Genomic DNA, 23,996 nt, shown 5'->3' on the forward strand with positions numbered 1-23,996 from the left:
ATGAAATATCAACTCGACCTCCAGATGTTCGCAGGGGAAAAGACAGAGAAGGCTACACCGAAAAAGAGACAGGATACGCGAAAAAAAGGACAGGTTGTCAAAAGTATGGAGCTGTCCGGTGCATCCATTCTGCTATTCACATTTTTGATTATGATGATGTTCAGTGACTTTTATAAAGAACGAATGGTTCGACTGTTTACAGATATCTTCATTAATCGGCTGAGTATGGAGGTCACCGGGGAGAACGTTGTGGCACTAATGATGCGTTATGGCATCGAAGTGATGCTGTTGTTAGCTCCTGTTTTGCTCGGTGCGGCACTTGTTGCATTAATCGTCAATTACATGCAGGTTGGCTTTCTGCTTGTGGGAGAGGGTTTGAAGCCGAAACTGGAAAAGTTGGATCCGATCAAAGGATTTAAAAACATTTTTTCTCTTCGCTCGTTGGTGGAGTTTGCTAAATCCATCATGAAAATGTCGATTATTGGATACCTCGTTTATAGCACAATTCGAGGAGCGCAATCTGATATTGCAGCTCTGTCTCATTTTTCACTGGATGCCATTTTGCACTTTGCAGCTTCGCTGACATTGAATTTGGGCATCAAGATCGCGGTGGCTCTGTTAGTGCTTGCTGTACTTGATTATATGTATCAGAAGTACGATTACGAGAAAAACATCCGTATGTCCAAGCAAGACATCAAGGACGAATACAAAAAAATGGAAGGTGACCCGCTGATTAAAGGCAAGATCAGGGAGCGTCAGCGTCGTATGGCTGTTCAGCGGATGATGCAGGAAGTTCCCAAAGCGGATGTAATCATTACGAACCCGACACACTTTGCCGTTGCGCTTAAGTATGAAGGGTCCGAGATGGAAGCTCCGCAGATTATAGCCAAAGGTCAGGATTATGTTGCCTTGCGTATTAAGGAAATTGCCAAAGAGCACGGTGTCATTACGATGGAAAACAAGCCGCTGGCACGGGCATTGTTCCAGAGAGCCGAGATTGGCGACGCCATACCGGCTGATTTGTTTCAAGCGGTAGCTGAAGTGCTGGCTTATGTATATAAATTAAAGGGCAGAACGAAATAACAAGGGATCGGAGGCCGTACATTCATTGAAAACAAAAGATATTGCTGTCCTTGCGGGTATCATCGGCATAGTGTTGATGATGATTCTCCCGATCCCAACCTGGTTGTTGGACATGCTGCTCGTCATCAATATTTCACTTGCACTGATGATACTGCTTGTTGCAATGAACAGCAAAGAAGCATTGCAATTTTCCATCTTTCCTGCATTGTTGTTGATTACGACGTTGTTTCGATTAGCACTCAACATATCGACAACGAAACTGATTCTGGGACAAGGAGAAGCAGGATCGGTTGTAGCCACCTTTGGTAGTTGGATCGCCGGCGGACAGATTGCAATCGGATTTATCGTGTTCCTGATTCTCGTCGTTGTTCAATTTATCGTTATCACGAAGGGCTCGGAGCGTGTAGCTGAAGTAGCCGCACGATTTACCCTTGATGCGATGCCTGGTAAACAGATGAGTATCGACGCCGATTTGAATGCTGGTCTGATTAATGAGCAGCAGGCGCGTGAACGTCGTTCCAAAATTGAACGTGAAGCAGACTTTTACGGAGCCATGGATGGTGCGAGTAAGTTTGTAAAAGGAGACGCTATAGCGAGTATCATTATTCTCCTAATCAATCTGGTTGGCGGCTTTATTATCGGAATGACAGTTCATGGTCTTGCTTTTGCCGATGCGCTGTCCACTTATTCCGTGTTAACCATCGGGGATGGACTGGTAAGTCAGATTCCTGCACTCCTCATATCTACAGCAGCAGGTCTTATTGTAACAAGAGCATCATCGGAAGGGAATTTGGCTGACGATATTACGGGGCAGTTGTTTACATACCCGATGCTCCTTTATATTGTAGCTTTTGTAATAGCAATGCTTGGATTTTTTACACCGATCCATGTCATTACAACGTTGCCCCTTGCAGGTGTACTGGCCTTTTCTGGGTGGAGGATGCAGAACAACCTGAATCAGAAGCAAGTGGCAGAGGAACAGATGGAAGAGGAGCAGCAGATTGAGGAAGTGAGAAGTCCGGAGAGCGTAATTAATCTGTTACAGGTTGACCCTATTGAGTTTGAATTTGGTTATGGTTTAATTCCTCTGGCTGACAATCAGCAGGGCGGAGACTTATTGGATCGGATCATTATGATCCGCAGACAGTGCGCTCTTGAACTGGGGTTAGTTGTCCCAGTTATCCGAATTCGGGATAACATCCAATTAAGACCGAATGAATATGTCATCAAAATCAAGGGTAATGTTGTTGGCGGCGGGGAACTGTTGTTAAATCATTATCTGGCTATGAGCCCAGGATATGAAGAAGAATCAGTTACAGGGATCGAAACGACAGAGCCAGCTTTTGGACTTCCTGCCTTATGGATTGATGAGGTAACCAAAGATAGAGCTGAACTTGCAGGATATACGGTCGTAGATCCGCCTTCCGTAGTAGCAACACATCTGACTGAATTGATTAAGAAGCATGCGCATGAGTTACTTGGCAGACAAGAAACCAAAGCACTTGTGGATAATCTCAGAGAGAATTATGCGGCGCTTGTGGATGAACTGATCCCTTCTGTTCTGTCCATCGGTGATATACAGAAAGTGTTGGCCAAGCTGTTGCGTGAGAAAGTCTCCATTCGTGATATGGTTACTATCTTTGAGACATTGGCTGACTACGGAACGTATACCAAGGACCCGGATGTACTGACGGAATACGTGAGACAATCCCTGTCTCGTCAGATTACCCAGCAGTTCTCCCAAAAAGGTGAGACACTTAGAGTGATTACTGTTGGACCAGGGCTGGAGAAGAAGATTGCTGAGAGTGTGCAGCAATCTGATCAAGGAAGTTATCTTGCACTGGACCCAGCTTCAACGCAAAGTGTATATCAAAAATTGACCGAACAGGTCAACCGACTGATTCAGTCGGGCCAACAGCCTGTTGTATTAACTTCTCCAACCATTCGTATGTATCTGCGTCAGGTGATTGAACGTACCATGCAGGATATACCAGTGCTTTCCTATAGTGAGTTGGAACCGAATGTTGAAATCCAAAGTGTCGGGGTGGTGAACTTATGAGAGTAAAACAATACGTTGTTGAGACCATGCCCGAAGCTATGCTTCAAATTCGCAAAGACCTGGGAAGTGATGCCGTCATTCTGTCCACCAAGGAAATTAAGGTGGGCGGTATGTTGGGAATGTTCCGCAAAAAAAGGATTGAAGTTGTCGCTGCAGTGGACAAGGAAGAAAAGAAACAACCAACGAAGCAAGTGCAAAACCAATTTACTCCGGTCCCTCGCGCTTTTGTTCCTGAAGCCTATCGACAAACGGCTCGTTCGTTTGTCGCTGCTTCTGACGAATCGGTTGAAAATATCGCTGATAAAAAAGTGCAAGAGGAACCTAAGGATGCCTCAGCCGTGTCTGAATTAAGTAGAATCAGTTCAGACACGAGCAACGGTATTTCTTCTTCGAGCTTCGAGCATAAACCGCGACCGCAAGGGGCGGATTTTTCGGGTTCATCTGCCGCGGGGCAGCAAGGGACCAATTCGCAACAAGAGCAGCTGATGTCCGAACTACAGGACCTCAAATTGATGATGACCAAGCTATCCAGGCAAGGCGATACCACTGACCAATTACCCGAAGAGTTTCATGTGCTGAGACAACGGTTGACAGAACAGGACGTATGGACAGAAGTGTGGGAATCCTGGTTTGATGCTGTCCAGATGCAATTCTCTGAAAAAGGGTTAAACGAAGTAGAAGCATATCAAGCATTTCAGCGCGAAATATCACATTTTTTGGAACAACGGATTGAGGCAGGCATTATGCCGACCACACGTATTGTGTATGTTGCAGGTCCTACCGGGGTGGGTAAAACAACAACCATTGCCAAGCTGGCTGCTGAACAGATGTTCAACAAGCAGCGCAAGGTGGGGTTTATAACCTCAGATACGTATCGTATATCTGCGGTAGAACAACTTAGAACCTACGCATCCATCTTAAATGTACCGCTTGAGGTCGTACAATCCCCTGGGGACACACAACGTGCAATTTCCCGGCTTCAGGAATGTGATCTGATCTTCATGGATACCGCCGGAAGAAACTACAGGAACGAATTACTTGTTTCAGAATTGCAAAGCCTGCTTGCTCCTGTTGAAAACAGTGAAACCTTTTTGGTCTTGAGCATGACCTCCAAAAGTGCCGATATGATTCAAATTACGGAACATTTCAGCAAGTATGGACTGGACAAGGTGATTTTCACGAAGATGGATGAGACAGGAAGTTGTGGTCCGATGTTTAACTTATTACATCGTTTTCCACTCAAGCTTGCTTATGTGGCTAATGGACAAAATGTGCCGGATGATCTTCTTAAGCCTGACGCAGAATCATTGACCAGACAGTTACTGGGAGAATATGCACAATGAAGGACCAGGCAGCCTCACTCAGAAATATGGTCTCTATGCCTAACGCAGCGAATGAGATGCAACGTGATCAACGCTCTTCCAAAATCATAACCGTTGCCAGTGGAAAGGGCGGGGTTGGTAAATCCAATTTCACACTGAATTTTGCACTGACTTTGCAGGCGCTGGGGCAAAAGGTACTCGTATTTGATGCGGATATAGGGATGGCTAATATCGATGTTCTTATGGGAACTTCTTCTTCCTATAATCTGTACCATTTGTTATACCGACAGAAATCCATACAGGAAATCATACAACTTGGTGCAAGTGGGTTGCCCTATATCGCCGGGGGTTCGGGGATGAAAGAATTGTTCTCATTGTCAGATCGTGATCTGGAATTCTTCGCGGAACAAGTAGAAGAGATTGCCCAGGAGATGGATTATGTCATTTTTGACACGGGAGCCGGACTTTCCAGAGAAAACATGAAATTTATCGGTGCAGCCGATGAGTGCCTGATCATAACCACACCTGAACCGACTTCAATAACCGATGCTTATGCTTTAGTCAAAGTTATGCATGGCCAGGAGAATGCTACACCCTTTCGGATGATCGTTAACCGGGTTGAAGACCAGCAGGAGGCGGAACGGGTTGCGGATAAAATAGCTGGAGTGGCAAAAAGGTTCTTGCAGACCGATATCCCGCTACTTGGATATATTTCTGAAGATGCTCAGGTTGTAAAGGCAGTCAAAAGGCAAGTGCCATATAGTCTGGCCTATCCGAATGCCAAAGCGTCCAAGGATATAGAGAAACTCGCACTTCGCTATTTGGCTGCACCTTCTACTACGGGATCCGGAACCTTAACAGGAATCAGAGGGTTTATGAAAAAGTGGCTAAAACGAACAACATGATTTCTGAATAAAGGAAGCAGGGGTGGAAACAACATGGCGGTGTATCAAGTATTGGTTGTCGATGATTCCGCTTTTATGCGTAAAATCGTTTCAGATTTAATTGAAGCGGATTCGGAGTTTAAAGTTACGGCAACAGCATCAAACGGCAGGGAAGCGATTCAAAAAGTAATAGATTTGAAGCCTGATATCATCACAATGGACGTAGAAATGCCAGAAATGAACGGGTTGGACGCCTTAAAATCGATCATGAAACAGTCTTTCGTTCCGGTAATTATGCTTTCGGGTATCAATGAACAGGGCATGAAAGAGACGATCATGGCACTTGAGGCTGGTGCATTTGACTTCATTCGTAAGCCATCGATTGTGCATGATCAGGATATTGCACAAGTAGGTAAAGCTCTGGTGGAACGGATGCGGGCGGCTATGGATGAAATCAAGCGAAAAGCTGAGCGTGAAGCATCCCTGAAGAAGCGGGATGAATCGCAAAGTAACTTGATGCATCCGTCTAAAGGAATACAGGCAGAGATACCAGCATCAGACCGACAAATGAATAGGAAAAAAACGATAGAACCGGGTCTGCCGAGCACACGACTTGGGAATGGCAAAACAGAACCTTTGCCAGCTAGAACGAAGCAGATGAGTCCACCTCCGACGAACCAGAGTGCGGGACGTCCGGATAAGAAGCTGGAACCCTTGCGAAATGCAAAACGAGCAGCGGATACTAAAGCAGAGAAACTAGAAAAGCCAAGCAAGCCTGTGCAACTTCCCAAAGAAAAAAGTTTTCCCAATATATCAAGATTGGCAGAACATGAGACAGCCGCAACTTCTTCGTTACCATCCAAAGAGATTGCCAAAGCAAGTCCGTCTCATAAGGGAGCAGGAGGAACGGATGGATCATTTAACAAACTTGTGGCCATTGGTTGTTCAACTGGGGGGCCAAGAGCGCTCAAGACTTTGCTGGAGCAACTACCAGGTGATTTACCGGCGCCGGTCATTATTGTTCAGCATATGCCGCCCAATTTTACCCGATCGCTAGCGCAACGACTGAATACGTTCAGTGAATTGCACGTCGTAGAGGCAGAGGAAGGCATGGTTCTCCGAAAAGGAACGGCCTACATTGCCCCTGGTGGTTTTCATATCAAAGTCAGTAAAACAGCAGATGGTAGGTTTACCGTAAAGCTGACGGAAGAAGAACCGGTAAATGGACACAGGCCTTCGGTGGATACAATGTTTGAGTCACTGTTGCCGTATACATCATTGCAGAGACATCTGGTTTTACTGACAGGTATGGGCAGTGATGGTGCTCGTATGATGAAAAAATTGTATGAAGCAGGTGTTACATCTACCTTTGCCGAGAATGAAGAAACTTGTGTCGTGTATGGTATGCCGCGCTCTGCTGTGGAATTGCAATGCGTGCGCAATCTTCTGCCACTGCAGGAGATTGCGCCGAAACTTGTTCAAGCTGTCAAATAAACGGAGTGTAACTTATGGAGGAGGTGCCTCACAATGGACATGAATCAGTATTTATCTATGTTTATTGATGAGTCTAATGATCATCTGCAGTCCCTTAACGAAAATATGCTTCAACTCGAAGGCAATCCGGAGGATCTGGGAATTGTTCAGGTCATTTTCCGTTCAGCTCATACGTTGAAAGGTATGGCTGCTACAATGGGCTTTGAGGATCTGGCATCACTGACACACAAAATGGAAAATGTACTGGATTTAGTACGTAACGAAAAGTTGAAAATGCAGGATTTCATATTTGATACCCTGTTCAAGAGTTTGGATGCTTTGGAAACAATGGTTCAGGATATTACTGGAGGTGGAGAGGGTAAAGCGGATGTCTCCTCCATCGTTGCTTCGCTCCAAGCCATTGAGAATGGTGAATGGACAGGGGGGAACGCTCCAGCAGCAGCAGATGCAAACCAATCACCAAACACATCAACCCCAAGCGCGGTTGAATTGGACGAGTTCCAGTACTCCGTATTGGATCAATCCATAGCTGAAGGCCACCGTGTGCTCTATATTGAGGTTCTTGTCAGCGAGCAGAGCCAATTAAAGGGTGTACGTGCATATATGGTCTTTGATCTGTTAGAACGATCAGGAGAAGTGGTCAAATCGTTCCCAACAGTTCAGGATATTGAGCAAGAGAAGTTCGAGCGCAGTTTTTCGTTGTATTACATAACGACCAAAGAGGCGCAGGAACTTGAAAAAGGTATTATGAGCATCTCTGAAATTGAAAGTGCCAAAGTCATTCAACTGGATCAAGAAACTCTACAGCAGATGACTAATCAGGTCGCTGCAGCAGTTGAAGTAGCAGATGCACCTGTTCCTGCACCAGAAGCTGTATCACTGAATACGAAAGATTCATCAAAAGATGAAGCAAAGCCGGTAGCTTCCAAACCAGCGCCACCTAAACAAGCAGCGGCACCTTCACGCACCATTCGCGTGGATATTGAACGTCTGGATGTACTGATGAACTTGTTCAGCGAACTATTAATCGATCGTTCCCGTCTGGAGCAATTGGCCAGTGAGACAGGCAACAATGATTTATCGGATACGGTAGCTCATCTGAGTAGAGTCAGTACGGATTTGCAAAATATTGTACTGAAATTGCGGATGGTTCCCGTGGATACAGTATTCAACCGTTTCCCGCGCATGATTCGTGATCTGGCCAAAACACTCGATAAAAAGATTGATCTGGTAATTACAGGTGCCGAAACGGAACTTGATCGCACCGTTATTGATGAGATTGGTGATCCACTGGTTCATTTACTTCGTAACGCCGTTGACCATGGTGTGGAATCGATCGCTGAGCGCGTGGCAGCAGGCAAACCGGAGATGGGAACAGTTAACCTTCGTGCCTTCCATAGCGGAAACCATGTATTTATTGAGATTGAAGATGACGGTAAAGGAATTTATCGGGACAATCTTTTGAAGACAGCCGTCAAGCGTGGAGTCGTAACGGAAGAACAAGGTGCCAAGATGAGCGACGATGAAGTAAACCAGTTGTTGTTCGCACCAGGATTCAGTACTGCAGACAAAATCTCGGATATCTCTGGCCGTGGAGTAGGCTTGGATGTTGTAAAATCCAAAATTACATCCCTTGGTGGTAATGTAACCATTCATTCGACACCAGGTAAGGGTACCAACTTCTCGGTTCAGCTTCCATTGACGCTGTCCATTATTGCTGCGATGCTTGTTCGTCTTGGATCTGAAAAATACGCTGTTCCGTTGTCCTCCATTGTGGAGACAGCTATTGTTCAGCGACAACAAGTGCGCAACATTCATGGAAACAAAATGATTACATTCCGTGAATCACTAATTCCATACTTGTCCTTGAGTGAAGTTTTTGGAGTGCCTGATTTCAATGATGCAGATGAGCAAGAAACCGAAATTGTCGTGATTCGCAAAGGTGAACGTCTTGCAGCTGTTGCAGTGGAAGAATTTATCGGGCAAAGTGAGATCGTGCTTAAATCAATGGGTACTTATCTTCCTTCCATTGAGGGGATTTCTGGAGCAACCATTCTAGGAGATGGACAAGTCGCTCTGATTCTTGATCCTAATGCATTTATTAAATAAGCATGCAAGCTAAGACTTACATTTAATAGGGAGGTTTTTTACATGGAAGAAGAGTTGAAAGTCATTGTCTTTAAATTAGGTTCCGAAGAGTATGGTATTGAGGTAGACAAGGTTCAGACCATTGAACGCATGATGCCCATTACCCGTGTTCCCAAAACCCTTTCCTTTGTAAAAGGAGTTATTAATTTACGTGGTGTGGTTATACCTGTAATTGATTTGCGTGGTCGCTTCTCTTTGCCAGAATCAGAATACACGGATCAAACTCGTATCGTCATTGTAGGTGTAGATGATATGCAAGTTGGCTTTATCGTTGACTCTGCCAATGATGTTATTGACATCAAGCGTGATGCTATTGATACCCCCCCTGAAGTGGTTGGTGGAGTTAAAGCAAGATACCTGCGTGGGGTTGCTAAGCTGGAGGATTCACGCTTGTTGATTATGCTGAACCTGCACGAAGTATTAAATAAAAGCGAGATTGTTCAGCTGGAAAGCATTGAGGGCTAACACCGTGGAACTGTTCAACCGATTTGAGGGATTCCAAATGGATGTGCTCAAAGAGGTCGGTAACATTGGGGCAGGCAACGCCGCAACGGCGTTGTCTCAGCTTCTCAATAGACCGATTGATATGGGTGTACCAACAGTACAAATGCTCCCTTTTGAAGAAGTGGCTGAAACAGTCGGTGGAGATGAACGCATCGTTGTTACTGTATTTCTTCGTGTAGAAGGCGAAGCACCAGGTAATCTGTTCTTTATGATGACACCCGAGGCTGCCAGAATGCTGCTGAACCGTCTTGCTGGTTTTGATCTGAAGGAAGGCCTCACCTTCACCGATATGGAACAATCAGCTTTATCTGAAATCGGGAATATTTTGGCGGGATCGTACCTTTCTTCATTGGCTGATTTCACGAAGTTATCCATGTATCCGACCGTTCCTGGACTTGCGATCGATATGGCAGGTGCTATTCTCAGTTATGGTTTGCTGCAGTTTGGGGAAATGGGCGACGATGCATTATTGATTGACACTTCTTTCTTTGAAGGCGAAGATCAGGTAGAGGGTCAATTTTTCCTGATTCCGGATCCGCCGTCATTTGCAAAGATATTTGAATCTTTAGGGGTGCCACTAAATCATGATTGAGGACAAAAGCGTCGTTAAAGTCGGTATGGCGGATTTGAACATTGCTCATCTTCCCGGCGTAATCCGTACGACTGGCTTAGGCTCTTGTGTAGGATTAACAATGTATGATCCGCACTTAAAGCTTGCCGGAATGGCGCATGTGATGCTCCCCACTTCAGAGATTGCCCGGGAAGGGAATTTGAACAAAGCCAAATATGCAGATACAGCATTGCCGGAATTGTTACAAAGAATGATACAACTGGGTGCATCTCGTTCACGTATTGTGTCTAAAATGGCTGGAGGTTCTCAGATGTTTGCCTTCTCGGGGGCAGGGGACACGATGCGTATCGGACCAAGGAATGCGGACTCTTGTCGGGAATGGTTAGGAAAGCTGGGAATTCCTCTTCTTGCCGAAGATACGGGTGGGAATTATGGAAGAACCATTGAAATGGACTGTGAAACTGGACTTTTGACTATTCGAAGTGTCCAAATGGGTGTAAAGGAACTATAAGACGATGATAGGAAACTACCGCATTAATCTTGGAGCAGGCATAGTCGGATTTATTCTGACTTTTTTTGTAGCATACAGCAGCAATGTGTTGACGACCAGTTTAATTCGCGGGTTAATCGGCTTTGTAGCCTGGTTTGTCCTTGCTTATGGTTTACGCTGGGGACTGGGATTGCTGCTGAACCCTTCATCAGAGGGGAATGGATATGGTTATGATTCACCGGGCGCTCAAGAACTAAGAGGTTCACAGGTGGACATCAAACTCGAAGACGATGGACAAGAGCTGAACGACTTGCTCAAGAGTGGACAGAACGCCTCCTCTGGGGATACGCTTCCACCATCTGAGACGAAAGCTCCAACGGGATTCGCCCCTTTGGATCCGCCTAAACTTGTCCGGACCAAAGATCCGGAGGAGTTGGCGCAGGCCGTTCGTCACCTGACAGACAAATAAGGAGGGTGAAAGCAATTGAACGAGCGTAAAGCTTCACATTTGAACCACGCCGATTTGTGGGAAAAGTGGAAAGAACATGGAGATCTTGAAGCCAAGAAAAGTTTGATCGAAAAGTATTTGCATATTGTAAATTATGTTTCCGGGCGTTTAGCTGTTGGTCTGCCAAAAAATGTTCCCAAAGATGATCTTGAGAGCAACGGAGTTATGGGCTTGATTGATGCTCTGGAGAAATTTGATTATGAACGCGGTTTGCAATTTGAAACGTATGCATCCTGGAGGGTACGTGGGGCAATTCTTGATGGCTTGCGTCAGGGAGACTGGGTGCCTCGTTCCGTGCGGGAGAAAGCAAAACGGATTGAAGATGCGTATCAGCAGTTGGAGCAGACCTATTTACGCTCCGTTAGTGACGAAGAAATGAGTCAGTATCTGGACGTATCCACAAAAGATTTTCAACATATGCTTCAGGAAGTAGCTGTCATGTCACTTTGTTCCCTGGAAGACCCGATCCGCGAAGAAGAGTCTGAAACCCGACTCTCATTAATGATCGATGAGAAAGCCAAAAATCCGGATCATAAAGTGAATGAATTTTATTTGAAGGAAGCTTTAGTGCAGGGACTTGATAAATTGACAGTCAAAGAGCGAACAGTAGTTTCTCTTTTATATTATGAGGATCTGTCTCTAAGTGAAATCGCCGAGGTTATGTCCCTATCTCCGTCACGTATTTCTCAATTGCACTCGAAGGCGATCTTGCGGTTACGTGGAACGCTGGATAAACAGAAAGACTTACTTATGCGTAAAGATTAATAGATGAATAGAGAGCTTTAATATACGGATTTTGGGGAGTGGAAAGTCTAAAGGAGGAAGAAATGCATTGACACAACAAACTGTTTTGGAACAGTGTTTGAGCATTGTTTTATCAGATGATAAAAGTACGGCCTACCTTGAATTTTCCAAACAGGAAGAAGATTTTACCTGCACACTGGATGAGCTCGAACAATATATAGGGAGCCAGGGGATTAAGTATGGTGTGTTGCGCGATGCAATGCTCGCTTTTGTAAGTCATCCAGAAGCATATGTAAAGGCTCAGTACAAAATTGCCGAAGGGATTAAACCAGTGCAGGGAACGGATGGATTTATCAAGGTACTGGTAGGTATGGATGACAATGAACGGCGGCCTTTGGAAGCGGAAGATGGAAAAGTCGACTACAAAGAAGTAACCCGCTTAAACAATGTTCGGTCAGGTCAGATTATTGCGGAACGGATTCCTCCAATAGATGGTACGGTGGGCAGGGCTGTCACAGGAGAAGAGATTCCATTTCGGCCTGGGAAAGAAGCCCGCTTCAAGGTTGGGAAAAATGTTGTAGTTGATCCTGAAGGATCTGCAATGTACGCCGCTCTGGATGGATTGGTGACCAAGACAGATGGCAACAAATTGAATGTCTTTCCTGTATATGAAATCAATGGCGATGTCGATTATAACATTGGCAACATTGATTTTGTGGGTACGGTTGTCATACGTGGTAATGTGCTTACCGGATTTAAGATAAAAGCAGCGGGCGATATCCGTGTAGTCGGCGGTGTCGAGGGAGCGGAGCTGGAAGCAGGTGGCTCTGTCGAAATTTCCGGCGGCATTATTGGCTATAACAAAGGGTTAGTACAAGCCGGACATAACGTGAAATGTACCTTTATACAAGAGGGCAATGTCGATGCCTCTGAAAATGTTATCGTCTCCCAAAGCATCATGCATTCCACTATTCGTGCAGGAAATGCAGTGATTTGTGAAGGTACAAAAGGACTTATCGTCGGCGGGTCGATTCAGGCTGGCGAAAACGTCTCAGCACGCGTTGTCGGCAACAGCATGTCTACTGTGACTTCCATTGAAGTAGGAGTATTGCCAAAACTCCGTAATGAGCTGACCGACTTGCGCAAGGAAGTCAGGGAGCAAATGGATGCCTTGGATAAAACGAAGAAAGCATTGACATTGCTGGATCAGTTAGCTGCAGCAGGGCAATTGAGTCCGGACAAAATGTCTATGCGCATCAAGCTGAGTGCTACACAAAAGTCTGCGCTTCGTCTTAGTGAGGAGACGAAAACACGTATCTTTGAAATCGAGAAGGTACTTGAAGATACAAGTAGGGCTCGTGTTGATATTCATAAGATGATTTATGGTGGCTCTAAAATAGTTATCGGCAGATACACCAAATTTATTAAAGATCCGGTAAGTCGAATATCTTTTTATTATCATGATGGGGATATAACGATGGTCCCGTTCATTTAAGTACAGCATTCAAGCACATGAAGAAATCCATCCGATACCGTGAGGTGAGCGTATGAGTTTCAAAGCGGTTGAGTTGCAGATTGCCGTACCTAGAACAAGTGAGGCAGGGCGTTATCAGAGTGAAACCCAGCAGAGACCGGTTACGGACCAGAGCTTGCTTGCGGAACAAACAGCCAAAGAAGCAAATGAGGCAAGGCAGCGAAGCGAGGCGCTGGATGAAACAGCACACACTAATGTACGCGATGGTCAATCCAAAAACAAAGAGCAGCAGAACGGCTCCAATGAGGCTGAATCTGCTTTAGTGCAGGAGACTATCAAACCTGCCGAACATCCATACAAAGGAAAACATATTGATCTGTCGTTGTAATGGATGAATTGTGACTGACATGAAATCTTGAGCACGACGGCTGCATTAAAGGAGAGAACCCAATTTGTCACCATGGATCATTATTGTCATATTAGGAGCCTGCGCAATTGCATATGCACTTATCATGCCCAAGAAAGACAAGGTGCAGGAGCCTGGGCATCACCTGGTGCAAGAGATGGAGTCCACGCTTGAGCATTATATGGCTGAGATAGAAAACGACAATGATGCGCTCATCCAGCGTGTTGCTGAAATGAAGGGCGAAGCCGCTGCAGCAGATCAGCGAATGCAAACTCAGCTTCAGGAATTACAGCAGAGATTGGCTGAACTGGAAAACAGAAAAATGATAGAAGCGGAAGTGCATGCCAATGCCGCTTCGATTCACAATTCAAGCGGGTTGCAAGCCCGAGCGCTTCTAGATAGTGTAAGATTTGAGTCTGCACCAGAGGTTTCAGAAGCAAATTTGCAGGTTGTTGAGCCAGAGTCTCCCCCTGTACGTGACTCTATTAAGGAACGTTATGCAGAGCTGTTTAATTTATACGCCGAAGGTAAATCTGTGGATTCCATTGCCAAGCAGACAGGCATACAACGTGGGGAAGTGCAGCTGATCTTACAGCTGGCAGAACGGGAGGAGAGCTAACAGATGGACAAACGCTCTCTATGGATTGGACTTGGAAGTGGCATGATTGTCGGGGCAGTGCTGCTACAGCTTGCAACGGTGGGGCAGAATGCGTTGTCTGAGAGCAATCTCGATCCGGAGGAAGTCACAGCCAATCTGACGAAGGAACAGCTTGAAATGGCTGCGAAGAGTATGGATATGAAGTTGGTAGGTACAGAAGATGAGCTGTATACCGAAACAGAGTGGGTAGAGAAGAAAAAGCAGGAAAGCAGCGAACCGCAGGGGAAAACGGCAACACCACCCGAGGCGGCAAAGTCGGCTGAGAAACCAGAGCAACCGGAGAAGCCGCAGCAACCTGCCGCTAACGAAGATGACGCACAGAGCAAAGTTAGTCAGCCAAAGACAACGGAACCGTCGACACCAAGCAGTCCTCAATTGGAAAAAGTGTCCTTCAAAGTCCGTCCAGGCAATAGTCTAGCCATAGTGGCAGGGAACTTGGAGAAAGCCGGTATTGTTGATAACGCTGAGGCTTTTATAAAGGCAGGCAGGGCAGAGCGAATTAACACTAAAATACAAGTCGGCACATATGCGTTGGAAAAGGGTGAAAGCTTCCAATCGATTATCGCCAAGATTACAAAAGAACCGTCAAGCTGAGTGCGCTCAGGCAGGACGGTTTTTTATATCGTTCGCGACAAGCCCTGCGGGTCTTCAAGGAACATGGATGTAGTCCTTACAGTTAACTTTCAGGTGCATGGTATTTTAGTTTGAAAGATTGTTGCATCAGGCATTCACTTATGATATATTAGATAACGGTGTTAAAACACACGCATGTGCTAATTTTGTTGAGGGTGCTTTCCTGATGGAGAGTCTTGGCGAAAAATGATGCCGGCGGAGGACACAATAAAAACCATATTAGGAGGTGTGTGAAGATGGCAGTAATCTCCATGAAGCAGCTTCTTGAAGCTGGGGTACACTTCGGTCACCAAACTCGTCGTTGGAACCCAAAAATGGATCGTTATATCTTCACTGAAAGAAACGGAATTTATATCATTGACTTGCAAAAGACAGTGAAAAAAGTCGAAGAGGCTTACAACTTCGTTAAAGGAATCGCAGGAGAGAATGGTACAATTCTTTTCGTGGGTACGAAAAAACAAGCTCAAGATTCCGTTAAAGAAGAAGCTGAACGCGCTGGTCAATTCTACATTAACCAACGTTGGCTCGGCGGTACCCTGACTAACTTCCAAACAATTCAAAAACGTATCGATCGTTTGAAACAATTGGAAGCTTGGGAAGAAGACGGTACATTCGCTGTATTGCCTAAAAAAGAAGTAATCTTGCTTCGCAAAGAGAAAGATCGTCTGGAGAAATTCCTCGGCGGTATTAAAAATATGAAAGGCCTGCCAAGCGCCCTCTTCATTATCGATCCACGCAAAGAGCGTATCGCTGTTGCTGAAGCTCGCAAATTGGGTATCCCAATTGTAGGTATCGTTGATACCAACTGCGATCCGGACGAGATCGATTATGTTATCCCGGGTAATGACGACGCGATCCGCGCTGTTAAATTGCTGACAGGTAAAATGGCTGACGCTGTAATCGAAGCTAACCAAGGCGAAGAAACTTCCGCTTAATAGATTCGAACATAACGAATGAAATTAAATGAAAAGGGTGGTTGGTAGGTGGATAACCTCTCACTGCCCTTTTTTTAGAGTGTACGTACAATTACTTATTTTTTGGAGGGAATTAATAATGGCAGTTAATGCGAGTGCAGTAAAAGAACTCCGTGAAAAAACGGGCGCAGGTATGCTCGATTGCAAAAAAGCATTGGAAGAAGCAAACGGTGACATCACGAAAGCAGCTGAACTGCTGCGTGAAAAAGGTCTGTCAGCAGCAGCTAGCAAAGCTGGCCGTGCAGCAACTGAAGGCGTTGTAGAATCTTACATCCACGCAGGTGGACGTATCGGTGTATTGGTAGAAGTGAACTGCGAAACTGACTTCGTAGGTAAAACAGACCAATTCAAAGATTTCGTTAAGGACATCGCTATGCAAATCGCAGCAGCGAGCCCGAAATTTGTTACTCGTGAAGAAGTTCCTACAGAAGAGCTGGAAAAAGAGAAAGAAATCTTGAAAGCTCAAGCTTTGAACGAAGGCAAACCAGAAAAAATCGTTGAGAAAATGGTTGAAGGCCGTATCGGTAAATATTACGAAGAATTCTGCCTGTTGGAGCAAACCTTTGTTAAAGATCCTGACAAAACAATCTCCCAACTGTTGAACGAAAAAATCAGCCAAATCGGTGAAAATATCTCCATCCGTCGTTTCGTTCGTTATGAACTGGGTGAAGGTCTTGAGAAAAAAGTAGACAACTTCGTAGAAGAAGTTATGTCCCAAGTAAACAAATAAGACGGTTTTCAAACCGGCAAGCAGGAATGATTTTCGAAGATATAAGAATGATGAAACTTCGAAGCGCTACTCCCTTATATCCCAGGAAAACATTGCCTTACCGGATGAACGTTTTTCCTAAAAGAGCGGAACACACCTGTGTTCCTTTCTTTTTAAGCAGGAGGCCATGCGCGAGAAGTTTTGTTGGTTGAACGCCGAAGGTGTTCAATTCAAAGTGGAGGGTGAACAATTGGAACAGCCAGTATTTAAACGTGTTGTCTTGAAAGTCAGCGGAGAGTCTCTTTCCGGTCAAAACGGCTACGGTATTGATGCAGAGACGATCTCGTCGATTGCCCAGCAGGTAAAAGAAGTGGTTGAACTTGGTGTACAGGTTGCTATCGTATGTGGCGGGGGAAACATTTGGCGCGGAATTGCTGGTAGCGAAAACGGCATCGATAGAGCAACTGCGGATTATATGGGCATGCTGGCGACGGTAATGAACTCGCTCGCACTGCAAGATGCACTGGAACAGATCGAAGTGCCTACACGCGTACAGACATCAATTGCCATGCAACAAATCGCAGAGCCTTATATTCGTCGTAGAGCTATTCGTCATCTGGAGAAAGGCCGGGTCGTTATTTTTGCAGCAGGTACAGGTAACCCGTTCTTCTCCACCGATACAACAGCAGCACTGCGCGCAGCAGAGATCGAAGCAGAAGTCATTTTGATGGCCAAAAATAAAGTCGATGGTGTATACTCAGCAGATCCGTTTAAAGACAGCACCGCTGTCAAGTTTGATCAGTTGACTTACATGGATATACTTAACAAAGATCTTGGTGTAATGGACTCAACGGCGTCCTCGCTTTGTAAGGACAACAACATTCCGTTGATCGTATTTGCCATTACGGAACAAGGTAACATCAAACGTGTTGTTCTTGGTGAACGCATCGGGACAATCGTTAAAGGGAGTGTAGATTAATGCCACAAGCGGTTAAAAAACATGCCGAAGAACGTATGGATAAAGCAATTCAAGCGTTACGACGTGATCTTGCCACTTTGCGTGCAGGTCGTGCAACTCCGGCTCTTCTCGACCGGATTCAAGTGGAGTATTACGGTGCAATGACTCCGCTCAACCAATTGGCTAATATCAGTACACCGGATTCCCGGACATTGATGATCCAGCCGTGGGATAAATCCTCCATGGGGGACATTGAGCGTGCAATTATGAAATCCGATCTTGGCCTAACGCCAGCGAACGACGGAACTATGATTCGTCTGTCCATTCCAGCACTTACGGAAGAACGCAGACAAGAACTTGTGAAGTTGACGAAAAAGTTCGGTGAAGAAGGTAAAGTAGCGATTCGTAATATTCGCCGTGATGCGAATGATGATATCAAAAAAATGGAGAAGTCAGACATTTCCGAGGATGAGTCCCGGAGACATCAGGATGATATCCAAAAATCGACTGACAAGTATATTGCTGAAGTCGACAAGGTACTCGCTGCCAAAGAAAAAGAAATTATGGAAGTGTAAGACAAGCGCAGCCCCTCCAATACGGTGGGGTTTTGTCTCTTTTTCAAGCTTCAGGTGAAGAAACTTCAGGGATTTTGGAGGAACAGGAATGATCAAACGGGTTCGGTCGTGGTGGAATGGGGCTGACAAGCAGGAAACGCTGACTATATCCGAGGATAATATCCCGCAGCACGTCGCCATCATCATGGACGGCAATGGACGATGGGCCAAACGTTTGGGCCTCCCACGAATAGCTGGTCACCAGAATGGGATGAAGGCGGTCAAACGTGCGACCATCGCGGCGGATGAACTGGGCATCAAATATCTGACGATGTACGCTTTTTCAACAGAAAACTGGACACGTCCAAAAGAAGAAGTGGATTTTCTGATGCGACTTCCGCAAGAATTTCTGGCGATAGAGCTGGATGAACTTATAGAAAAAAATGTACGTATTCGCATGATGGGGCAAGAAGAGCATTTGCCTTCTCATACCATTAATGCCTTGCGTGAAGCAATCCGTCTAACGGAACATAACACAGGGCTTGTTTTGAATTTTGCAATGAATTATGGAAGTCGCCACGAAATGACAGACTGTGTCAAACAGATCGCTCTGCAGGTAAAGTCGGGGAACTTATCGGCAGAGGACATTACACCTGAGCTCATTGACAGACATATGTTGACTGCCAATATGCCTGATCCGGATTTGCTGATTCGGACGAGTGGAGAGTTAAGGCTGAGTAATTTCATGCTTTGGCAGCTTGCATACAGCGAATTATGGTTTACGGATATATACTGGCCCGAATTTGGCAAAAAGCATCTGCTTGAAGCAGTAGCCGAATATCAGCGCAGAACAAGGCGTTACGGCGGTTTGAAATAGATGGAGGATGAAGCCGTTGAAACAGCGATTAACGACAGGAATCATAGCAGGTGTGTTGTTTTTGGGTTTTTGCATGCTGGGCGGACCCTGGTACCACGGCCTGGTATTGCTTATGGCTCTCATCGGTTATTATGAATTTGTAAAAATGACCGGGGTACAGCCTTTTTCGGGTGTAGCCCTGATCGGATATGCTGGCATTTTTGCGATTGTGTTTCCTTGGGAAATGGTATGGGAAGCAAGGCCTTTAACGATGTTCCAGATCGGCTGGCTTGTGATGCTTTTATTGATGACGGCCTCTGTAGTCACTAAAAATAAAATTCCTGTAAATACAGTAGCTATGCTGTTTCTGGGAGTATTGTATATAGGAATCGGTTTTTATTACATTGCAGAATCCAGACATTTGCATCACGGATTGTTCTGGACGTTTCTGTTATTGGGTTCCATATGGGCAAGCGATGCGGGTGCCTACTTTGTAGGGAAACTTATCGGGAAAAACAAGTTGTGGCCCTCAATCAGTCCGAACAAAACAGTGGAGGGTGCAATAGGTGGCATTGTCATCGCGATTGTGACTTCTGTTGTTTTTGCATGGGTGTCAGACGGCTTGTTGACTTGGCAAAGGGCAATATGGATTGGTCTAGCATGCGCCGTGGTGGGACAGATGGGAGATCTGATTCAATCTGCTTACAAGCGTGTGTACAACATCAAGGATTCCGGTAACCTGCTCCCGGGGCATGGTGGCATTCTGGATCGGTGCGACAGCTGGATCGTTGTTTTTCCATTCGTACATATACTAATGCTTCTGCCCTATTAAAGATAATTGCAAGCCAATGTCGAGTGATTTGTCACAGGCATTCGGATAAATAAAGATGAGGTGCAGCATGAAAAAAATTTCGATTCTCGGGTCAACCGGTTCCATTGGAACCCAGACACTGGATGTAGTCGATATGCATCCTGAACGCTTCCAAGTAGAAGGATTGGCTGCTGGTAGCAATATAGATCTGCTGATTGAGCAAGCGAAGCTCTACAAGCCCAAAAAGGTGTCCGTTGGCTCGAAAGAGTTGGCAGAGACGGTAGCTCCGCACTTGCCTGCTGGAACGCAACTTTTTTATGGCAAAGAAGGACTGGTGGAAGTTGCTGCTGGAACGGATGCAGATACAGTTGTTACTGCTGTAATGGGGAGTATCGGGCTTGAATCGACCTTGGCTGCAATTGATGCGGGCAAACAGATCGGGTTGGCTAACAAGGAAACGCTGATTACAGCGGGACATATTGTAACGGCGAGAGCCAATGCAAAAGGAGTTCCCATTTTACCGGTAGATAGTGAGCACTCGGCTATTTTTCAATGTTTAAATGGAGAACCGCGTGAACGCTTGATGGGCATTACGCTTACAGCCTCTGGTGGATCATTTCGTGATCTGACTCGCGAGCAGTTAAAGGAAGTTACGGTGGAAGACGCACTCAAACATCCCAACTGGTCCATGGGCTCCAAAATCACGATTGATTCAGCAACGATGGTGAACAAAGGTCTCGAAGTCATTGAAGCGCACTGGCTGTTCGGTCTTTCTTATGATCAGATTAATGTACTGCTTCATCCGGAAAGTATTATTCATTCCTACGTGGAGTTCAAGGATACGAGTATTATTGCGCAGCTTGGCAATCCGGACATGCGTGTTCCCATCCAGTATGCATTGACCTATCCAGACCGCTTGCCATCTCCTGCCCAGCGTCTGTCTTTGGCACAAGCAGGCAAATTACATTTCAGTGAAATGGATATGGAGCGGTTCCCTTGTTTAAGAATGGCATACGAGTGTGGTAAAATGGGTGGGACCGCGACAACAGCTTTTAATGCAGCCAACGAGGTTGCCGTAGCCCGTTTCTTGCGTAAAGAGATTTCATTCCTTAAAATAGAGGATATTATTGCTTCTGTGCTGGAAGTACACCGCAATGTAGACGAGCCTGATTTGGCTGAAATTGCAAGATGTGATCAGGAAAGTCGTCAACTTGCGTCTCGTCTGTAATCTCTTTTTTCGAAACAAAATGGAAGAAGTGATTCTCTTGTGCGGCATCAGAGAATAATGATAATCTAAAGGGACAGACTGCGGTTCGTGCCGTGAAGGAGGATGGATAGGGATTGGAAACCATACAAGTGGTATTTCTAACGGTGCTCATGTTCTTTGTCATCGTGACGGTTCATGAATGGGGGCATTATTATTTTGCCAAGCGCGCCGGTATTCTTGTACGGGAATTTGCGATCGGTTTTGGTCCCAAATTATTCTCATATAAAAGAAACGAGACCCAGTTCACACTGCGCTTGCTGCCATTTGGCGGATATGCACGTATGGCAGGGGAAGATCCGGAGCTGGTAGAGATTCAGGAAGGTCAGACTATTGCCGTAAGATCGGCTGATGACCAAGTGAAAATGATCTACCTTGATCAGTTGGATAACCGTAAAAATGTAATTCGTGGTGAAGTGATCTCCATCGATATGGAGAATGCATTAAAACTGCAACTTGATGTGGATGGCGAAGTTCAGCAGTATCGGATACATCCGCAAGCCATGCTGGTAAGTCGTGGCAAGCAAACCCAGATCGCACCGAAAGATCGCCAATTTGGCAGTAAAACGGTGGGTCAACGGGCAATGGCCATTTTTGCTGGACCACTCATGAATTTTATCTTGGCATTTGTATTGTTTGCGGTCTATACCCAAATGGCTGGAGTTCCGGTTGAAAATCCGAAAAATCTGGAAATTGGTGAAGTGCTCGAAGGTGGAGCTGCCTACCAGGCGAACCTGCAAAAGGGAGATATCATTGAAACCATTAATGGTACTGCTATTGGTACAGATTCGCAAAAAATGGTGAAGATGATTGCCGATTCCAAAGACAAGCCAATGGAATGGACATTGCGTCGGGGGAATGAAACGTTTAATATAACGATCACCCCTCGTGCTGTAGAAGGTCAAGAGGGTGGTAAGGTCGGAATTGTACCTACATTGCCAACCCGGTCTGTTGGATTTGTGGAAACCTTTAAGGTTTCGGGAATTGCGATGGTCGATACCACCAAAGTGATCTTTGAAGGCTTTAAACATCTGATTAATCAGTTCAACATGGATGACATAGGTGGCCCGGTTCGTACATTTGAGGTCACAGGCCAAATCGCGAAGCAGGGGATTGAACAGTTGACAAGATGGGCAGCAATCTTGAGCCTGTATCTTGGTATTTTCAACCTGTTACCGATTCCGGCGCTGGATGGTAGCCGTCTTGTATTCCTTGGTATTGAAGGACTGCGGGGCAGACCGGTTGATCCGAACCGGGAAGGCATGGTCCATTTTGTCGGATTCGCCATGCTGTTTGTACTGATGCTGGCTGTAACATACAATGATATACTACGTTTGATTAACGGATAATTATGGTTTGACTACGCTCTGATAGTTCAGAGATAGTCGTTATGGGAGGACGCTGGAGTCTTATGTCAAAGGAAAATGATAAACAGTTCGTGACTGAAATTACACCTCAGGGTGAAGATTTCTCACGCTGGTACATTGATGTTATTAAAAAAGCTGATCTCATGGACTATTCACCCGTGCGCGGATGTATTGTTTTCAAACCAGACGGCTTCGAAATTTGGGAGCATATCAAAGATGAGATGGACCGCCGTTTCCGTGAAACGGGTCATCGTAATGCCTACTTCCCAATGTTCATTCCCGAGAGCTTTTTTCAAAAAGAAAAAGAGCATGTGGAAGGATTCAATCCTGAATTGCCTTGGGTAACAGAAGCGGGCGGTGAGAAGCTGGAAGAGCGTCTGGCGATTCGTCCAACTTCGGAAACCATCATTGGTCACATGTACTCCAAGTGGATTCAGTCCTATCGTGACTTGCCGGTGCTTATCAACCAGTGGGCTAACGTGGTACGCTGGGAGAAGAGAACCTTGCCATTCCTTCGTACGAGTGAGTTCCTGTGGCAAGAGGGGCATACGGCGCATGAGACAGAGGAAGAAGCACGTGAAGAGACGATGAAAATGCTGGAAATCTACCGCGAAGTGGTGGAAGAATATCTGGCGATTCCCGTCATTACAGGTCAGAAAACAAAATCAGAGAAATTTGCGGGTGCTGTAGATACTTTCTCCATCGAAGCGATGATGAAGGACGGACGTGCAGTTCAGGCCGGAACTTCTCATTATATGGGTACGAATTTTGCAAAAGCATTTGAGATCCAGTATCTTAGCCGCAACAACGTGTTGGAACTGGCTCACACCACTTCATGGGGAACAAGCACGCGTCTGATCGGTGCGTTAATCATGGTTCACGGAGATGACCGTGGTCTTGTGCTTCCTCCTAAAGTTGCACCAACACAAGTGGTTATGATTCCGATTGGCCCGCCAAAAACACGTGATGCTGTTGTAGGCCGTGCGGATGAATTGTTCGGTGAACTGAAACAAGCAGGAATTCGTGTGAAAATGGATGATCGCAGTGATGTTCGCCCAGGCTGGAAATTCAACGAATACGAGATGCGAGGTGTTCCGATCCGTCTCGAAATCGGTCCGCGTGATATGGAAAACGGTGTATGTGTACTCGTTTCCCGGATCACAGGAGAGAAGAAAGTCATAGAACAAGCCAATCTGGTGGAAGAAATCCAGGCGATGCTCACTCAAGTGCAGGCGGATATGCTGCAACGGGCTCGCACCTTTATGTCGGACAACTTCTATTCGGTGGATACACTGGATGAGATGAAAGAACTGATGGAAAATAAACGCGGGTTCACACTGGCTGGATGGTGCGGTTCAGAAACTTGCGAAGATAAAGTAAGAGAAGTAACAGGTGCAACAAGCCGGAACATTCCGTTCCAGCCTGCGGAAGAAAAGCATACGTGCCTGGCTTGTGGTGAACAGGCGAAACACACGGTAGTGTTTGCAAGAGCGTACTAAGTCAGGAAGACTTGACTAACAGCACT

24 protein-coding genes are annotated in these 23,996 nt (G+C 45.7%); all 24 read left to right on the forward strand.

Translation table 11 applies throughout. The annotated features are described in order from the left end of the window. The 24 genes from flhB (at position 1) to proS (ending at position 23,970) form a co-directional block, all read left to right on the forward strand. Positions 1-1,083 (forward strand): flagellar biosynthesis protein FlhB, encoded by a 1,083-nt coding sequence (flhB, locus tag ACFTRD_RS07520; RefSeq protein ID WP_192266308.1) that lies wholly within the window; start codon positions 1-3, stop codon positions 1,081-1,083. A 25-nt stretch (positions 1,084-1,108) separates the two neighbouring features. After that, positions 1,109-3,142 carry a flagellar biosynthesis protein FlhA gene (flhA, locus tag ACFTRD_RS07525; protein ID WP_379378479.1) on the forward strand — a complete coding sequence of 678 codons (2,034 nt, stop codon included), beginning with the start codon at positions 1,109-1,111 and terminating at the stop codon, positions 3,140-3,142. Continuing rightward, positions 3,139-4,485 carry a flagellar biosynthesis GTPase FlhF gene (gene flhF / locus ACFTRD_RS07530; RefSeq protein ID WP_379378481.1) on the forward strand — a complete coding sequence of 449 codons (1,347 nt, stop codon included), beginning with the start codon at positions 3,139-3,141 and terminating at the stop codon, positions 4,483-4,485. Before flhA ends, flhF begins: the two co-directional genes overlap by 4 nt. Beyond that, positions 4,482-5,369, forward strand: coding sequence for a MinD/ParA family protein (locus tag ACFTRD_RS07535; RefSeq protein ID WP_192266314.1), 888 nt, complete (start codon positions 4,482-4,484; stop codon positions 5,367-5,369). The genes flhF and ACFTRD_RS07535 overlap by 4 nt, the downstream gene beginning before the upstream one ends. Before the next feature lie 33 nt (positions 5,370-5,402). Then, positions 5,403-6,842, forward strand: a complete 1,440-nt coding sequence (locus ACFTRD_RS07540; protein WP_379378484.1) for a chemotaxis protein CheB — start codon at positions 5,403-5,405, stop codon at positions 6,840-6,842. Between the two features lie 33 nt (positions 6,843-6,875). After that, positions 6,876-8,951, forward strand: coding sequence for a chemotaxis protein CheW (locus ACFTRD_RS07545; protein ID WP_379378486.1), 2,076 nt, complete (start codon positions 6,876-6,878; stop codon positions 8,949-8,951). 42 nt (positions 8,952-8,993) lie between these two features. Continuing rightward, the gene (locus ACFTRD_RS07550) at positions 8,994-9,455 is read left to right on the forward strand and encodes a chemotaxis protein CheW (protein ID WP_192266321.1); all 462 of its coding nucleotides are present in this window, start codon (positions 8,994-8,996) and stop codon (positions 9,453-9,455) included. Positions 9,456-9,492: 37 nt separating this feature from the next. Continuing rightward, entirely contained in the window at positions 9,493-10,086 is a 594-nt protein-coding gene (locus ACFTRD_RS07555; RefSeq protein ID WP_157284312.1) for a chemotaxis protein CheC, read from the forward strand. Then, positions 10,079-10,576, forward strand: coding sequence for a chemotaxis protein CheD (locus tag ACFTRD_RS07560; protein WP_192266323.1), 498 nt, complete (start codon positions 10,079-10,081; stop codon positions 10,574-10,576). Before ACFTRD_RS07555 ends, ACFTRD_RS07560 begins: the two co-directional genes overlap by 8 nt. A 4-nt stretch (positions 10,577-10,580) precedes the next feature. Continuing rightward, complete coding sequence (locus ACFTRD_RS07565; protein WP_192266325.1) at positions 10,581-11,024, forward strand: hypothetical protein; 444 nt, start codon at positions 10,581-10,583, stop codon at positions 11,022-11,024. Between the two features lie 15 nt (positions 11,025-11,039). Then, a complete protein-coding gene (locus ACFTRD_RS07570) occupies positions 11,040-11,828 on the forward strand; it encodes a FliA/WhiG family RNA polymerase sigma factor (RefSeq protein WP_192266328.1) in 789 nt (262 codons plus the stop codon). 67 nt (positions 11,829-11,895) lie between these two features. Then, a complete protein-coding gene (locus tag ACFTRD_RS07575) occupies positions 11,896-13,302 on the forward strand; it encodes a flagellar assembly protein A (RefSeq protein ID WP_379378489.1) in 1,407 nt (468 codons plus the stop codon). A gap of 52 nt (positions 13,303-13,354) precedes the next feature. Further along, positions 13,355-13,669, forward strand: a complete 315-nt coding sequence (locus tag ACFTRD_RS07580) for a hypothetical protein (protein WP_192266332.1) — start codon at positions 13,355-13,357, stop codon at positions 13,667-13,669. A 64-nt stretch (positions 13,670-13,733) separates the two neighbouring features. Then, positions 13,734-14,306: a hypothetical protein gene (locus ACFTRD_RS07585; RefSeq protein ID WP_379378491.1), complete on the forward strand. Its 573-nt coding sequence runs from the start codon at positions 13,734-13,736 to the stop codon at positions 14,304-14,306. Positions 14,307-14,309: 3 nt separating this feature from the next. Further along, the gene (locus tag ACFTRD_RS07590; RefSeq protein WP_379378493.1) at positions 14,310-14,939 is read left to right on the forward strand and encodes a hypothetical protein; all 630 of its coding nucleotides are present in this window, start codon (positions 14,310-14,312) and stop codon (positions 14,937-14,939) included. Positions 14,940-15,214: 275 nt separating this feature from the next. Continuing rightward, a complete protein-coding gene (rpsB, locus tag ACFTRD_RS07595) occupies positions 15,215-15,913 on the forward strand; it encodes a 30S ribosomal protein S2 (protein WP_047842496.1) in 699 nt (232 codons plus the stop codon). A 118-nt stretch (positions 15,914-16,031) separates the two neighbouring features. Then, positions 16,032-16,682 (forward strand): translation elongation factor Ts, encoded by a 651-nt coding sequence (gene tsf / locus ACFTRD_RS07600; RefSeq protein WP_062326078.1) that lies wholly within the window; start codon positions 16,032-16,034, stop codon positions 16,680-16,682. A gap of 229 nt (positions 16,683-16,911) precedes the next feature. Beyond that, the gene (pyrH, locus tag ACFTRD_RS07605; protein WP_024630245.1) at positions 16,912-17,640 is read left to right on the forward strand and encodes a UMP kinase; all 729 of its coding nucleotides are present in this window, start codon (positions 16,912-16,914) and stop codon (positions 17,638-17,640) included. After that, the gene (gene frr / locus ACFTRD_RS07610; protein WP_192266339.1) at positions 17,640-18,194 is read left to right on the forward strand and encodes a ribosome recycling factor; all 555 of its coding nucleotides are present in this window, start codon (positions 17,640-17,642) and stop codon (positions 18,192-18,194) included. Before pyrH ends, frr begins: the two co-directional genes overlap by 1 nt. Before the next feature lie 88 nt (positions 18,195-18,282). After that, positions 18,283-19,050, forward strand: a complete 768-nt coding sequence (locus ACFTRD_RS07615; protein ID WP_192266341.1) for an undecaprenyl pyrophosphate synthase — start codon at positions 18,283-18,285, stop codon at positions 19,048-19,050. Positions 19,051-19,066: 16 nt separating this feature from the next. Continuing rightward, entirely contained in the window at positions 19,067-19,861 is a 795-nt protein-coding gene (locus ACFTRD_RS07620; protein ID WP_379378497.1) for a phosphatidate cytidylyltransferase, read from the forward strand. Positions 19,862-19,928: 67 nt separating this feature from the next. Then, the gene (locus tag ACFTRD_RS07625; RefSeq protein ID WP_379378499.1) at positions 19,929-21,068 is read left to right on the forward strand and encodes a 1-deoxy-D-xylulose-5-phosphate reductoisomerase; all 1,140 of its coding nucleotides are present in this window, start codon (positions 19,929-19,931) and stop codon (positions 21,066-21,068) included. A 113-nt stretch (positions 21,069-21,181) separates the two neighbouring features. Beyond that, positions 21,182-22,453, forward strand: a complete 1,272-nt coding sequence (gene rseP / locus ACFTRD_RS07630) for an RIP metalloprotease RseP (RefSeq protein ID WP_379378501.1) — start codon at positions 21,182-21,184, stop codon at positions 22,451-22,453. Between the two features lie 62 nt (positions 22,454-22,515). Next, positions 22,516-23,970 (forward strand): proline--tRNA ligase, encoded by a 1,455-nt coding sequence (proS, locus tag ACFTRD_RS07635; protein ID WP_379378503.1) that lies wholly within the window; start codon positions 22,516-22,518, stop codon positions 23,968-23,970. Positions 23,971-23,996: the final 26 nt, after the last annotated feature.

The sequence above is a fragment of the Paenibacillus sp. NPDC056933 genome (assembly GCF_042674385.1).
Lineage (GTDB): Bacteria > Bacillota > Bacilli > Paenibacillales > Paenibacillaceae > Paenibacillus.